The 15091-nt window shown below is 44.1% G+C and carries 13 protein-coding genes; 7 read left to right on the top strand and 6 right to left on the bottom strand.

Features of this window, described 5'->3' with window-relative positions; translation table 11 throughout:
• Nucleotides 1–137: 137 nt before the first annotated feature.
• The 3 genes from CSW98_RS01200 (at nt 138) to CSW98_RS01190 (ending at nt 3359) form a co-directional block, all read left to right on the top strand.
• Nucleotides 138–2102 carry an ATP-binding protein gene (locus CSW98_RS01200; protein WP_100798622.1) on the top strand — a complete coding sequence of 655 codons (1965 nt, stop codon included), beginning with the start codon at nt 138–140 and terminating at the stop codon, nt 2100–2102.
• Nucleotides 2102–2599, top strand: coding sequence for a response regulator (locus tag CSW98_RS01195; RefSeq protein ID WP_100798621.1), 498 nt, complete (start codon nt 2102–2104; stop codon nt 2597–2599). The genes CSW98_RS01200 and CSW98_RS01195 overlap by 1 nt, the downstream gene beginning before the upstream one ends.
• Before the next feature lie 217 nt (nt 2600–2816).
• Nucleotides 2817–3359: a hypothetical protein gene (locus CSW98_RS01190; RefSeq protein WP_100798620.1), complete on the top strand. Its 543-nt coding sequence runs from the start codon at nt 2817–2819 to the stop codon at nt 3357–3359.
• 37 nt (nt 3360–3396) lie between these two features.
• Here the strand turns inward: CSW98_RS01190 and CSW98_RS01185 are convergent, their stop codons facing one another.
• The 6 genes from CSW98_RS01185 to CSW98_RS01160 all read right to left on the bottom strand — a co-directional run bounded on the left by CSW98_RS01185 (nt 3397) and on the right by CSW98_RS01160 (nt 9833).
• Complete coding sequence (locus CSW98_RS01185) at nt 3397–4218, bottom strand: ABC transporter ATP-binding protein (protein ID WP_100798619.1); 822 nt, start codon at nt 4216–4218, stop codon at nt 3397–3399.
• Nucleotides 4219–4225: 7 nt separating this feature from the next.
• Entirely contained in the window at nt 4226–5083 is an 858-nt protein-coding gene (locus CSW98_RS01180) for an ABC transporter ATP-binding protein (protein WP_100799136.1), read from the bottom strand.
• A 23-nt stretch (nt 5084–5106) separates the two neighbouring features.
• Complete coding sequence (locus CSW98_RS01175) at nt 5107–6936, bottom strand: extracellular solute-binding protein (protein WP_100798618.1); 1830 nt, start codon at nt 6934–6936, stop codon at nt 5107–5109.
• A 31-nt stretch (nt 6937–6967) separates the two neighbouring features.
• A complete protein-coding gene (locus tag CSW98_RS01170; RefSeq protein WP_100798617.1) occupies nt 6968–8008 on the bottom strand; it encodes an ABC transporter permease in 1041 nt (346 codons plus the stop codon).
• 3 nt (nt 8009–8011) lie between these two features.
• Nucleotides 8012–9040 (bottom strand): ABC transporter permease subunit, encoded by a 1029-nt coding sequence (locus CSW98_RS01165; protein WP_100798616.1) that lies wholly within the window; start codon nt 9038–9040, stop codon nt 8012–8014.
• A gap of 202 nt (nt 9041–9242) precedes the next feature.
• Nucleotides 9243–9833, bottom strand: coding sequence for a TfoX/Sxy family DNA transformation protein (locus tag CSW98_RS01160; RefSeq protein WP_100798615.1), 591 nt, complete (start codon nt 9831–9833; stop codon nt 9243–9245).
• A gap of 401 nt (nt 9834–10234) precedes the next feature.
• Here CSW98_RS01160 and CSW98_RS01155 point away from each other — a divergent pair, with 401 nt between their 5' ends.
• The 4 genes from CSW98_RS01155 (at nt 10235) to CSW98_RS01140 (ending at nt 15073) form a co-directional block, all read left to right on the top strand.
• Nucleotides 10235–11155 (top strand): HDOD domain-containing protein, encoded by a 921-nt coding sequence (locus tag CSW98_RS01155; protein ID WP_100798614.1) that lies wholly within the window; start codon nt 10235–10237, stop codon nt 11153–11155.
• A gap of 127 nt (nt 11156–11282) precedes the next feature.
• Entirely contained in the window at nt 11283–12191 is a 909-nt protein-coding gene (locus CSW98_RS01150; protein ID WP_100798613.1) for a LysO family transporter, read from the top strand.
• A gap of 104 nt (nt 12192–12295) precedes the next feature.
• Complete coding sequence (panP, locus tag CSW98_RS01145) at nt 12296–13960, top strand: pyridoxal-dependent aspartate 1-decarboxylase PanP (protein ID WP_100798612.1); 1665 nt, start codon at nt 12296–12298, stop codon at nt 13958–13960.
• Nucleotides 13961–14218: 258 nt separating this feature from the next.
• Nucleotides 14219–15073: a MurR/RpiR family transcriptional regulator gene (locus CSW98_RS01140; RefSeq protein ID WP_100798611.1), complete on the top strand. Its 855-nt coding sequence runs from the start codon at nt 14219–14221 to the stop codon at nt 15071–15073.
• Nucleotides 15074–15091: the final 18 nt, after the last annotated feature.

Genomic DNA, 15091 nt, shown 5'->3' with positions numbered 1-15091 from the left:
ACCTGGGTAAAGTTAAAAATTTGAGACAAATCAGCCTTTTCGGAGTAAAAACACTGAATAGATCATATTTCTGGTTATATCTCATCCGGATCTCCGGAAAGTTGCTACAGTGACAATAAAACTGAGCCGAGGTTAGCGTGAATCCATACGTTTTACTCTATTTAGAGAATGACCCAGCAGCGACAGAAAGCTTTAAAAATGAGCTGGAGCCTCTAACGACACATTTCGATCTATTCTGTATCAGTTCTCCGGACGAAGCAGAGTCACTTATGACTCAGATTCAGCAACAGGAACAAACCGTTGCAATGCTCGTAACCACATCAGATAAATCTCTGTCCGGGGCTGAATTTCTGGGCAAAACCGTTAAACTGTCTCATTGTCAGAATTCCAGAACCGTTCTGATCTGTGAAAAAAACGATACTGCCCCCATTATTACAGCCATCAATGAAGGCCATCTGAATTATTGTCTGACCCGACCATTCAATGCTGGTGTATTGCTGGAAACTGCCACCAGAGAGCTGACGACCTTTATCCTGAGCCTGAAACAGGAAGACTGGCTGCATTACAGCAGCGTATTGGATCAATCACGCATTCTCAGTGCTCATATCGAACAGAGAGTCGGTTCATATCAGCCGGGATTTATCCACGATTTTCATGAACTAAGTGACTCTTATCTGGCAGATAAAGTCATCGGTGCTTTACTGCATTTTTTCTCTGAGAAGGATGAAACCAATGCCTGCCGTACCTACTCACCTGACCACCTTCTTACGGTAGAGGGTGAACCGAACCGCTTTCTCTGGTTTATCGTGGAAGGTGAAGTGGCACTCTATAAAACCGATGATACAGGCATACAAAGAGAAGTCGTCAGGCACACCAAAGGTAACATTGTAGGGGGAATGTCCTTTGTCACCGGCGAACGTTCATTTTCTACAGGGGTTACCCTGACCCGAACCAAGGTGATAAAGCTGGATAAAGATGTATTTTCACAGGTTATGCATAGCAACAGTGAGCTACTGCCGTTATTTACCAACCTGCTGCTGCGCCATTTTAACCGCCGTTTGCAAAGAAGTATCTGTACCAAGATGGAACTGCAGAAAACACTGGAGTCACTGGAAAGCGCTCATCAACAATTGATCGAGCGGGAAAAAATGGCCATGCTCGGACAGCTGGTTGCCGGAGTAGCTCATGAACTGAATAACCCGGTGGCCGCAATTCTACGGGGGGCGGATACCCTGACAACCAGACTTGATGAACTGATCCATTCACCGTTACCGGAATCTCATCAAGAGCTGGGAACTCATATCCTCCGGGCAGCCATGCAGTCTCGTCCCATGTCAACGTCAGAAATCCGCCAGAAGAGTAAAGATATCCTTACTCAAGTCGGTGACAAACAGCTGGCTAAGAAAATTGTCCAGCTCGGTCTGCACAGAGACCTACAGGAAATTTTACAGCTAAGCCGGGAAAGCAGGAGCCTGAACAATACGGTAAGTGGTCTGGAAAAATACCATATTACCGGTTCAACCCTCAGGTCGATTCAGGTGTGTGCAAAACGTATTGCCGATATGGTGAAAAGCCTCAAAGGCTATGCACGTCCAGACGATGAAAAAATGCATAAGGTCGATATTCATGAAGGTATAGAAGACACTCTGGTTATCTTTGAAAACAGACTCAAACTCCATCAGGTTATAAAAGAATATCAACCTCTTCCGGAAATTCTCTGCCTTCCTATTGCATTACAGCAGGTGTGGACTAACCTGATTTCTAATGCCATTGATGCTTTCCCGGAAAAAGGCTGCCTGAAAATCAGCACAGAAACTGCCAGAAAGCATGCTAAGAACTTTGCCCGAATTATTTTTGAGGACAATGGACACGGCATTCCGGAAGAAAAAAGGAAACAAATATTTGAACTGAACTATACAACCAAAAAAGAAGGCAATTTTGGACTGGGGATAGGGCTTTCTGTCTGCCAGCAGATTATGGCACAGCATGGCGGATGGATTGAAGTAGAGTCCAGCCCCGAAGAATACACCAGAATGATTGTCTGGCTCCCCTTCGAACAAAATAATCCTATTCATCTGACTAACCCGAATAAGGAAAAATAATGAAAAAATATCTGATTTTATGCGTGGATGATGAACGAGAAGTTCTGGACAGTGTTGTGCAGGATCTATCCCGCTTTGAAGAGCATTTTATTATTGAAGGAGCCGAATCGGTCGCGGAAGCCAAAGAGGTTATTGCTGAATACGCAGATGACGACATAAAATTGGCACTTATTTTATGTGACCATATTATGCCGGAACAGACCGGGATCAGTTTTCTTATTGAGCTCAACCAGTATGAAACAACCCGTCCTGCCAAAAAACTGCTGCTTACCGGTCAGGCGGATCTGGAAGACACCGTTCAGGCGGTCAATAGCGCCAGCCTTGATTACTACATAGCCAAACCATGGCAGAAGGACGAACTCGTCATAACTTTGACTCAGCAGCTAACGCAGTACATGATAGACAATGAGGCGGATCTGATGCCATGGGGAAAAGTACTCGATACAGAAAAAATATTTAATGCCATTGCCGCGAAACGAAGTGAATTTGGCGAATAATGTGATTTTCTACGAAATCCAGAGTAACAACCCCAGGAAAAACTTGCTGAATAAAAACGCATATGTATTTATGGCATTTAACTTGCTTATTTATAATCTGAAAAGGGTTTAGTGACAAAATTTTGGTAACTTTATGAGTAATCAAGTACTGTCTCTCAGACTAAAGCAGGTATACTGCCATCAGGAATAAACATTCAGGACATAGGTTTACTTTATTATGCGTAAAATTCTAATTACCGCTGGCCTTCTGCTGGCATCAAGCAGTGTATTTTCAGCTCAGGATCCCGACCGTACAACAATGAGCAACTTTAGCTACGACTATATAGAAGCTCGTATTGGTATGAATCCGGTAACGTTTGGCGGAGCATACAGTAAATCCATCCATCCTAATGCTCACGCTATTGTTCGTGGAGATTCCGAATTCGACCAAGATTACAACCTTTCTGCTGGTCTGGGTTTCCATGCACCAATCAACAACTGGGCAGACCTGACAGGTGAGATGCTGGGACGTTTGGTTGACAATGACGATATGAATTCTGAGATGGGTCTGGAACTGAATATTGGTGTCCGCCAATGGCTTGGTCCACAACTGGAAGTTGGTGGGCGCGTGGGTTATGTGGATATTGATGCTGATGATGACATCGTGGGCACTGTATTCGCCCGTTTTCATTCAACCGAACTGTTTACACTAGGTCTGGAAGGTACGGTTAACGGCTTTTACGACGATCAGGTTGTATTCACGACTCGTTTTAAATTCTGAACACCTGTTCCCGGTTATCCGAGCTCAGAAGGAGTCGCTATTGCGGCTCCTTTTGCTTTCTCCGTCGTTGCGAAGGGTGAGTCACAGGAATAGCAGCAAGTAAGGTTTTAGTATATTCCGCTTGTGGATTTATAAAAATTTCCCGAACAGTTCCGTATTCCACAATTTTTCCAAAATACATCACCGCAACTCTGTCAGAAATATGCCTAACCACAGAAAGGTCGTGCGAGATAAAAATCATTGCCAGTGCCATCTCCTGCTGCAGTTTCAACAGTAAATTCAGGATCTGAGCCTGAACAGAGACATCGAGAGCAGATACAGATTCATCACATATCAGTAGCTTAGGTTTAAGGGCTATCGCCCGGGCAATACCGATTCGCTGCCTCTGTCCCCCGGAAAATTCATGCGGATAACGGTTTGCGGAGCTGACCGGTAAGCCGACTTTTATCAGTAATTCTTCCACCCACAGTTTACGTTCTTCTTTCGTACCTATGTTATGGATAATAAAAGGTTCTTCAATAATCATTCCCACCGTATGACGTGAATTCAGGGATTCCAGCGGATCCTGAAAAACGATCTGCATCTCCTTTCTGAGAGATCTCATCTCACGGCTACTCAGCCCGGTGATATCTTTTCCTTCAAAAAAAATACGTCCGCTGGTCGGCTTATACAGCTTCAGGATCGCTCGTCCCAAAGTGCTTTTTCCGCAGCCAGATTCTCCGACCAGTCCGAGCGTTTCACCTCTGGACACATGCAATGACACCCCATCCACCGCTTTTATGCAGTATCCCTTACGAAACACTCCGCCCCCAGAGGTAAAATGCAGTGCCAACTCTTCAATACGAATTATTTCATCCATCCGCCCTTTACTCCGGATTGTACGGTTTAATATCAATCATCTGTTTGGCTGGCTTATTTATTCCCGGCATCAGACTCAACAATGTTTCAGTATAAGGATGCTGAGGATGATCAAACAAACTGAATACATCCGCATATTCCACAATTCTGCCATCGTACATAACGGCAACATCATCACAAATTTCAGCCACTACACCAAGGTCATGGGTAATAAAAATCATCGCCATTCCGGTTTCCTGTTGCAGATCGAGCATCAATTCCAGAATGGATGCCTGAACCGTAACATCCAGAGCTGTCGTTGGTTCATCACAAATCAGAATGTCCGGTTTACATGCCAGAGCCATTGCTATCATGACCCTTTGCCGCATACCACCAGACAAATTATGCGGGTACTCATTCATCCTTTTTTCCGGCTGAGGGATCCGGACTTTTTCCAGCATCTCCAGTGCATACTGGCAGCGTTCTTTCTTTCTCAAATCGGGTCGGTGCAGTACCAGCACTTCATCCAATTGTTTGCCGATACTGTGTACCGGGTTGAGTGCTGTCATCGGATCCTGAAAGATAATAGAAATATGATTTCCCCGCATGGTATGCCACTGCTCTGCCGGTAATCTCAGCAGATCCGTACCACGATAGAGAACTTTCCCCCCGGTTACCCTGCCATAAGGCTGAGGTAGCAAGCCTAAAACCGACATAGATGTGACACTCTTTCCACAACCGGATTCTCCGACCAGTCCGAGCGTCTGCCCAGCTTTAACATCAAAACTGACGCCTTTCAGTACCGTAATCGTCCCCTCATCCGTCAGAAATTCGGTTTCCAAATCCCGAACACTTAAAATAGTTTCCGGTACTGTATCTACTGTCATTTTGTCTGTCATAATCTCGGGTATCAGTATTTATAAGTATCATTTACGATAGTTACCGGAGTAAAAGATGTCCCCTTATCCATCGCGGATAAGGTCTCTTTTCTGGTATCTGGGTCGATCCAGTAGGTTCCAAGATCATAAGGTGCACCAATGCTAAACAAACTTTCTGTTTTTTTCGTCATTGGTTGCTGGGGTAATTTCATCCAGCGCCAGTAAGCTTCCCGCGTATATGGCACCATATAACCCGGTACAATAACACTGGCATCAGCTACAATTTTCTGAATTTGCCGGGATAGTGCTTCTCTTTTTTCAGTACTGAATTCATTGCGGTAATCCATAATCAACCTGTCCAGCTCCGGTGTACTGAAATTGGTGAAGTTATTGGTCTGCGGTTTATGTGCATTGCTGGAGTGAAAATATTCCCAATATTGCGGTACTTCCCCGGAACCCATATCGTGAAACGAGATATCATGTTTCTTCTCATTAACATATTTAAATGCCGAAGAACCATCAATAAGATTAAGCGTAAATTCCAGACCAGCCAACTTAGCCTGCTCTTTAAGGTAAGCGATGCGCGGCGTATGAAACCGGGCTGCGTAGGTAATGGCAAATGATAAACGTTCTCCGCCAGCATTCATCCGGATACCATCTTCACCAATCGAGGTAAATCCTGCCTTTATAAAATATTGAACCGCCAGTTTAGGATCGAAATGCGGAGCTTTCACATCCGTATTGGTATAATTTCCCTGTCCGACCCCAAGAGCGTTAGGCTTTCTCATATAATCGCCACGCAGCACTTTTTTGATCATGCCATCAAAATCAGTTGCCAAGGCGATACCTTTACGCACATTAATATCACTGAGCAGCGATTTATCGGTATTCAGCCAAAGTCCGCCCGCTCCTTGTGGAGTTTGATTAAACCCCCAGTACTTATGGATATAACCTTTTTGATACGGCTCACTGTGGGTTTTCTCATGCCACAACGAAGGCAAAATCACCGCAAAGGCATCCAGATCACCTTTCTCGAAATGTTTTTTCGCGATGTCGGTATCCCGGATAACCTGAATCCGGATTTTCTCAACATTATACCTATTACGATAATAGGGATTGCTGTAACCCCACCAGTCTTTACCGACGTGCTTAAAGGTTAATGAGCGCCCTTTTTTTACCTTATCCAGAGCATAAGCCCATGTGGTCGGCTCTATTTTGAAGTTATAGCGACGCACAAAATCATCGGATATACCGTCTCCGTTTTTATCATTGACTGGTGCATAAAAATGTTCCGGCCTCGGAGCCATATTGGTACTGTATAGTAAATCCTGCTTATCTTTCGCTTCAGTCAGTGTTACCGATATGGTGTGGTCATCGTACCTGGAAATCTCTTTCAGTACCGTGGTGTAATAGGTGTTATACCAGGGCGCAACGATATCTTTCGAACGCATCAATTTCAGCATAAAGGTGAAATCGTCAGCGGTGACCGGCTCGCCATCAGACCATTCAGCTTTGGGATTCAAATGGTAAAATACTGTTTTATTATCCGAACCAAATGCCCATTCAGTAGCAATAGATGGGATCCATTTGCCTGTATCCGGATGTTTAGTAACAAGCGATGGCTGAGCATCCAGCAGCCACGCTCTGAATGCTCCGTTCGCGTCCGGACCTATTGTCCGAAATGTTTGGGGAAAACTGCTGATATAAGTCCGGAACGTACCACCAAAACGAGCCTCTTCAGAGGCAAACAGCGGCTCATTCATATTCGAGATCCAATGTAAATTATCTGGTAACTGTGCAGCACAGACAGAACTCGCCCATACAATAAGATACAGTCCCGAAACTAGTTGATACTTTTTCATAAAACATCCCTGTCGTTTATAGCCGCTGATTTTAGCTATAGCGTGTGAATTTTTTAGGATCGAAGGCAGCTCTGACAGCTTCTCCGATAAAAGTGACCATAACCAGAACTGCCACAATGGATACCACAACAGAAATGACTATCCACGGAGAATCCAGATTTGACTTGCCCTGCTGTAACAATTCGCCCCAACTCGGGGTCGGTGGCATCAGCCCCAGTCCCAAATAATCAAGAGCCGTCAATGCCGTAATATTACCGGCAATCGTAAATGGAGCGAGCGTCACTATCATCACCATAGTATTGGGAAGAATATGCTTAAACAAGATTCTCGCTGTTGAAGCTCCCAAAGCTTTGGCTGCCAGAACATACTCACGAGCGGATTCTTTATAGGTCATGGTTCGCATGTACCAAGTCATCCCCATCCAGCCAAACAGCACATTGATACCGACAAATAGCATAAATGTAGGCTGAATAATCGAAACCAAAATCATAATGACATATAAAAACGGCACCATAGACCAAATTTCTATCAAACGCTGCAGAATCAAATCAAATGCTCCGCCCCAAAAGCCCATTGCACATCCGACAGCAGTTCCTATTGCATACGATATCAGCATTGTGATCAGAGCAAATCCCATCGCGATACGAAACCCATACACCAATCGTGCCAAAATATCTCTACCGATAACATCTGTTCCGAGATAGTGCTGCTTTTCCACATCCGGTGCTGTCGGCGGGTAGTCACCACTAAAATCTTGTTCATAAGGATTCCACGGAATTACTGGCATAAGTACAAAATTATTACTGTCCCCGGTGAAACGATGCTTTAATTCCCGATAATCGGTTTCTGCACTGTAGTCCAGCCCGAACTGGGTTCCGGAAATAACATCGCTAATGACGGGAAAATAATATTCACTTTCATATTTTACGACCAGCGCTTTACTATTGATGAAAAATTCAGCAAATAAGGAAAGTATCAATAATGTTATTAGAATAATAAATGACCAGTACCCACGTTTTATCTCTTTAAAACGCATTATTTTTTTCCGTGTTAAGGGATCAAAGTGAAACATTTTCTATCCCCCAAATTTAACGCGCGGATCAACCAGAGCAACACAAATATCAGACAAAATATTTCCCACTAATAGCATAGCGGCATTAATTGCGACGATCCCCATAACAACCGGATAATCCCGTTCTACTATTGATTCATACCCCAGAAGACCAATGCCATCAATATCAAATATAACTTCGATTAAAAAAGAACCACTCATAAAAAATAACAGAGAATTACCGAAATGGCTGGCAACAGGGATCAGACTATTTCTGAGAGCATGCTTCCGGACGGCCTGATTAAAAGGTAAACCTTTCGCGATAGCTGTACGGATGTAGTCCGCCGAAAGGTTCTCCATCAGGTTATTTTTCATCGTCATTGTTAAGGTAGCAAAATCACCAATCAGGTAACAAATCAGCGGCAAAACCGCATGCCACAGGATATCTTTGACCTGCTCATACAAGGATGCATAGTCGTCAAAGTCATCACTGGTAAACGCCCCCATCGGGAACCATTCCAGACTATAGGCAAACCAGGTGATCAGAAGCACACCGACTACATATCCGGGTAATGCATAACCAATAAAAATAAGAATAGAAGATGCAGAATCAAACCAGGAACCATGCTTGAGCGCTTTATAGTAGCCAAGAGGGATAGAGATAAAATAAGCAAAAAAGAACGTCATACCACCATAAAAAAGAGAAACCGGCAAACGTTCAGCAATCATACCTGTAACCGGTTCGTAATAGCGGGTTGATTCTCCAAAGTCCAGAGCCACCAGCTTAGTCAACCATTCAAAATAAGCTTCTGTAACCGGTTTATCCAAACCATAGAATTCATTAAGCTGTGCAATTTGATCATCCGACAGTGCTGAACTGGCACCGACATCCGTTACAGCTGACGCTGTTTCCCCTGACTCAAACTGCATACTAGCCAGCATGCGCTCCACGGGTCCACCCGGAACCAAACGGGTTATTGCAAAAATTAAAATAGTGATACCGATAAATGTCGGTATTACCAGTACCATCCTGCGCAAAAAATAATCCAGCACTCAGATCTGTCCCCTCAGGTCAGGAATAATTAGTACATCATATTGATTATCATAGTGATATACCCCAATAACCTCAAGATCCTTGTGCAATGCAGGAAACCTGCTCTCAGAAATGGATAAAAAAACCCGGCGCTGCCGGGTTAGTGTCTGTCTCTGGTGTAAATGTTGTTGTTCTGAAACCGTGCCAGAAAACGACCGTATCTTATAGATTACAGGCTTTCCTCAAAGCCTCTTTTCGGGATTCCTGTAAAAGTCTCCAGTGAACACCATCAACCGCACCGGCAAAGCGCCAGAGCAGACGGATATCCACATTATTGCCATACTTCTCCTGTACCTTTTTAAATACACGTTCTGCACCGAGGTCCATAAACATAGCCACATCCTCAATACCCGCTTTTTTGAGCATTCTTTCCAGAGTTAATTGCATATTAGGAAGATCTCTTAACCGAAGAGGACCTGTCGTATATTGGGTCTTTCTGTCCTCGATAGCATATTCTATTGAAGCCCGGATTAACTCATCCAGCCTGCCATCCTGAGACTCATACAGGTGGGTAATATCGTAATAATTGACTGTTGCTGTTGTCTGCTTTTTGACATGGCGATACTTTTCACACCCAAGCTTTTTCAGCCTGTCGTCTAACGATCCACCTCCGCGGATAAAAACGATATCGTCAGCAAGTAACGCGTACATCGCCTGCTCCTGAAACAGACCTAAACCGCCAAACATGGATCGTATCTGATACTTTCCAAATTTAACGGCATAATCACAAAACGGCTGCTTAGCCATATCCATTATTTATACCTCCAACATCAGTTACTCTTCCCCCCGTTGCATCAATAAAAACCACACAGGTACATGTAACCATCAACTGGGCGGTATGTTGTTTTTTATTCTGAGAACATTTTTTGTTCTCTTATTGGTATTGGATATTCCACAGCAGCAATACAATCATACTTAACAGCGAAAAATAAGTAAGACCAATGATAAAAATAAACCCGCCAAAGATCACACTTTCGCAGCAAAGCATCACACTTTTTGCTATTTGTAAGCCGTGTTAATTTTTAACTAAAAAATATTAATCTTATTTGCAATTAGAAACAGACTCGATATCACTGATTTTTCTTTATGTTATGTTGCTAATTTAAGGAATCAGACTGTACTATTAGAAAAGAAGCTACAGAAAAGAAATCAGCATGAATCATCTATCATTTTATTGGCTACCAGAAAATAAGACGCTCCTTTTAGAAAGCCTCGAATCTGAGTTTGCTCAACTTGTTGAACACTCCATTACCATGGGGAAAATTACTCTTCCCCCTATTCCAGATGTTGTGCTGAAAATACAACAATTATGCACCCAAAAAGAAACCGGTATTCCGGAAATTTCTGATTGTCTTATTGAAGACCCCAGTCTGGCAGCCGTCGTAATCCGGGTCGCCAACTCTGTAGTTTTTAACAGAAGAAATATTTCCTGTACCGACCTTCACACTGCCGTTTCCCGTCTGGGAATCATGCGTGTCCGGGATATTGTGACTGCTCAGGCAATCGAGCAGATGAAACACTCCGTTAATCTGGATAAAAAGTGCAACACCATACTGGTCAAAAGTGCGACTGTATCCCGAGAGCTGGCAGCAACCATGGTGCTGGTTACTCAGGAAATACTGAAGCATTCCAACGGAGAATACAGCTATCTAGAAGAAGAGAAATCTCTGCTAGTGGGTCTATTGGCCGACATCGGACTTTTTTGTCTGGTTAATGAGTATCACCTCTATTTGGATCGCGGTAATTATCTGGATCACAATCTTGCTATGCAGATTTTTAATTCCCGCTGCCCTTCCACCAGCAAACTGGTACTGCAGGAATGGGGGTTTGACCATGACTTTATCGAGGTTGCGACAAATAAAGAATCTGGTACGGCGAAAGAAGATATTTCCTATCTGGACATTGCCCGGATGGCTAACCATCTGCTGATGTTCCGCCGTCAGGACGAAAACATTGATGACCACTATGTCGAATTTAATCTTGTCGGTGCTGAGGCGCTGTTTGAGCTCAGTAATCTCAGCGAACCTGATTTTCAGACCCGGATCCATGACGTAATGAATTCCACTGGCCTGTAGATATCGATCGCTTATAACTGCCAGTCATCTTGTCAGTATCGATCGGCTTATTTATTCACTGCGTAAATAGGGATACCATGGGTATCCCCGTTTTTATCTCTATTTTCAAGGCTGTTTGACGTTTGCTATGTTTACCGGAATGCTGTTTATCTTTGCCCCTCTGCTCCTGGGATATCTGTTTTCTCTTTCCAGCAGGAACCTGCTGAATACCATCAACCGATATACTGCCAATATTGTCTATATCATCCTGTTCCTGATGGGAATGAGTCTCGCCGCTCTGGATAATCTCAGCAGTAATCTACAAAGCATTCTTCTCTATAGCGGAAGTTTTTTTGTATTGATCGGTCTTTGTAACTATTCTGTTTTGCCTCTTATCGACAAGATACTTCCACTGAAATCAGAACAATCCGGCAAACCACTTCCTCTTGTCAGCATGCTAAAGGATTCACTGATATTGATCATGATCGTCGGCAGCGGACTGGTGGCAGGGCTCATGTTACCGTTCAATCTGTACTGGGTAGATACCGCTATTGAATGGATTTTGTTTCTGCTGTTATTTTTCATCGGAATCCAGTTACGCAACAGTGGCCTGACATTGAGACAAATACTGTTGAACAAGCACGGAATGCTCATTTCTCTGGTGATGATCCTTTCTTCATGGCTCGGCGGTGTCATCGCGGCACTGCTCCTTGACCTGCCGCTGTATCAGTCTCTGGCCATGGCATCCGGCTTTGGCTGGTATTCCCTGTCGGGTATTCTGATGGGGGATGCATTTGGCCCCGTCTTCGGTGGAGCATCCTTTATGCTTGAGCTGTTCAGGGAACTTGTAGCTCTGGTTACAATTCCACTGATGATAAGAAACAGACCCTGTACCGCTATTGGCTATGCCGGTGCAACCGCTATGGATTTTACTCTCCCGGTAATTCAGACAAGCGGAGGCGTTCGTTGTGTTCCTGTTGCAATCGTCAGCGGGTTTATTCTCAGTCTGGTCGTTCCCCTGTTTATACTGTTTTTTGTCTCTCTGGGTCCTGTGTAGCAAAGGGAAAAAAGAGTTTACCGAATTAAAACGGGACTTTGGTTCGGTTTTCGTTTAGATTGTCCCGCCAGAATCAAATAAGTACATATAAAAGCAATACGAGTATGTTAGCGGAAAACAAAACAGCAGATGTCAGCCTTGAAAGCCTGCTCCGGATTTTTACCGTGCCGGAAGCACCTGACTCTACCTTGTCCAAAATTGAAGCTGAACTGTCTCAGAACCTGAATCAGTTTCTGAGAGAGCACATTGTTGCCGAAGAAAAAAAACTGCAGGATATCGAGAAAGACTTCGCTAACCCAACGCTGCCGGAAAAACCTTCATTTGTCTCAGACCATACTCAACATCTTCTGGATACACTGGTATCACATTCTGTGCATACGTCTGCGCCCAGTTTTATTGGCCATATGACATCGGCTCTTCCCTATTTCCTGATGCCCTTGTCTAAGATTATGATCGCCTTGAATCAGAATCTGGTAAAAATTGAGACCTCAAAAGCGTTTACTCCTCTGGAACGTCAGGTTTTGGGCATGCTGCATAAGCTCTTTTATGCACAGAATGATGATTTTTACACTCGCTGGATGCACAGTGCCAATCACTCTCTGGGAGCCTTCTGTTCGGGTGGAACCATTGCTAATATCACCGCACTCTGGGTAGCCAGGAACAATGCGCTGAAAGCTGACGGTACTTTTGCCGGTGTGGAAAATGAAGGTCTGATTAGAGCCATGAAATACTATGGTTATGATGATCTCGCTATACTGGTATCGGAACGAGGACACTATTCCCTGAAAAAAGCAGCGAATGTGCTTGGTATTGGCCAGAATCGTCTTGTCGCCGTAAAAACCGATGACAATAACCGCATCTGTACACAGGATCTTAAACAGAAAATTCAGGCATTAAAAGCCGAAAACGTTAAACCATTTGCTATTGTGGGTGTGGCCGGTACAACAGAAACCGGCAATATCGACCCATTGCGGGAAATAGCCACCATCAGCAAACAGGAAGGATGTCATTTTCATGTAGATGCCGCCTGGGGTGGAGCTACCATGATGTCAGAAAATAATCGCTATCTTCTGGACGGTATCGAACTGGCTGATTCCATCACGATCGATGCCCACAAACAGCTGTACCTGCCTATGGGAGCAGGAATGGTACTATTTAAGAACCCGGACGCCGTTTCAGTTATTGAACATCACGCCGAATATATTCTGCGTCAGGGCTCTAAAGACCTGGGCAGCCACACGCTGGAAGGATCCCGATCCGGCATGGCTATGCTGGTGTATGCCTGTATGCATATCATTAGCCGGCCAGGATACGAACTCTTGATTGATCAGAGTATTAATAAAGCTCGTTATTTTGCCGATTTGATCAAGAAACAGGACGATTTTGAGCTGATTTCGGAACCAGAGCTGTGTCTGCTCACCTACCGCTATGTCCCTTGCTATGCACAGGCTGCACTGAAAATAGCAACGGGAGACCAACAGGATAAATTACACCGTCTGCTGAATGATCTGACCAAATATATTCAGAAAAAACAGAGGGAATCCGGTAAATCATTTGTTTCCCGCACCCGACTGAATCCAGGACAATGGGGACACAGGGATACCATTGTCTTCCGAGTCGTTCTGGCCAATCCACTGACAACAGAATCTATTCTGTCAGCCGTACTGGAGGAACAAAGGGAGATCGCCGGACACTGTCACTCACTGCTACAGGAAATTGATAAATTGGCTCAGGAAATCACATCAACCAAATTGAAACTTTCTTTCTGATTTATGTAATTAACTAATCATTCCCGGCCGATTATCCGCAACTTAGCACTAACCGGCCTTTTATCGGGCTTCCAAAACTGAAATTTTGTTTGAGGTTTGTCATATTCTCGCCAATAAATTCTGTTTTTAAGGTGCTTTTGTTTCAGTCAGCAGAACACTTAGGTTTATACTGAAATCAAGTTGTAGGTTCATTCTGGCTAGGTAAAATAGCTCCAACGAATGGACGTGTGAGTAGTATATAATTTACTGTCTAATCTTATGAATACACTAGAAAAGATACAAAAAAGTCTGGATAACTTCAGCAAATCAGAACGTAAAGTCGCTGAAGTGATCATGGCTTCTCCCCAGACGGCAATCCACTCAAGTATTGCAACTCTGGCTAAAATGGCGGACGTCAGTGAACCGACGGTTAACCGTTTCTGTCGTCGTCTGGATACCAAGGGTTTTCCCGATTTTAAGCTGCACCTTGCACAAAGCCTTGCCAATGGCACGCCTTATGTAAACCGTAATGTGGAAGAAGATGATGGTCCGGATGCTTACACACATAAGATATTTGAATCAACCATGGCTTGTCTGGACGTAGCTAAAAACAGTCTTGATGCTGCTCAGGTAAACCGTGCGGTGGATCTTCTGACTCAGGCGAAGCGAATTTCCTTTTTCGGGCTTGGCGCATCGTCAGCAGTAGCAAAAGATGCCCAGAATAAATTTATCCGTTTTAATATCCCGATTGCCTGCTTTGAAGACATTGTTATGCAGCGCATGAGCTGTATAAATTGCACGGATAATGATGTTGTGGTTCTGATTTCTCATACAGGCAGAACGAAAAGTCTGGTCGAGGTTGCGGGTCTGGCAAAAGAAAATGGTGCTACCGTCATTGCTGTAACCGCAAAAGATTCACCACTGGATCGGGCGGCCTCTCTCTCCATTACGCTTGACGTACCGGAAGACACCGACGTATATATGCCAATGGCAAGCCGTGTAGTACAAATGACAGTTATTGATGTTCTGGCCACAGGCTTTACACTAAGACGTGGCACTGGTTTCAGAGAAAACCTGAAGCGTGTAAAAGAAGCGCTAAAAGACTCTCGTTACGATAAAATTACTCAGTTCTGATTATGTTCCCTCCCCCGT

This window comes from Vibrio sp. HA2012 (genome assembly GCF_002812955.1).
GTDB lineage: Bacteria > Pseudomonadota > Gammaproteobacteria > Enterobacterales > Vibrionaceae > Vibrio.
The sequence above is the reverse complement of the archived record's forward strand: the minus strand, read 5'-3'. Positions and strand labels throughout refer to the sequence as shown.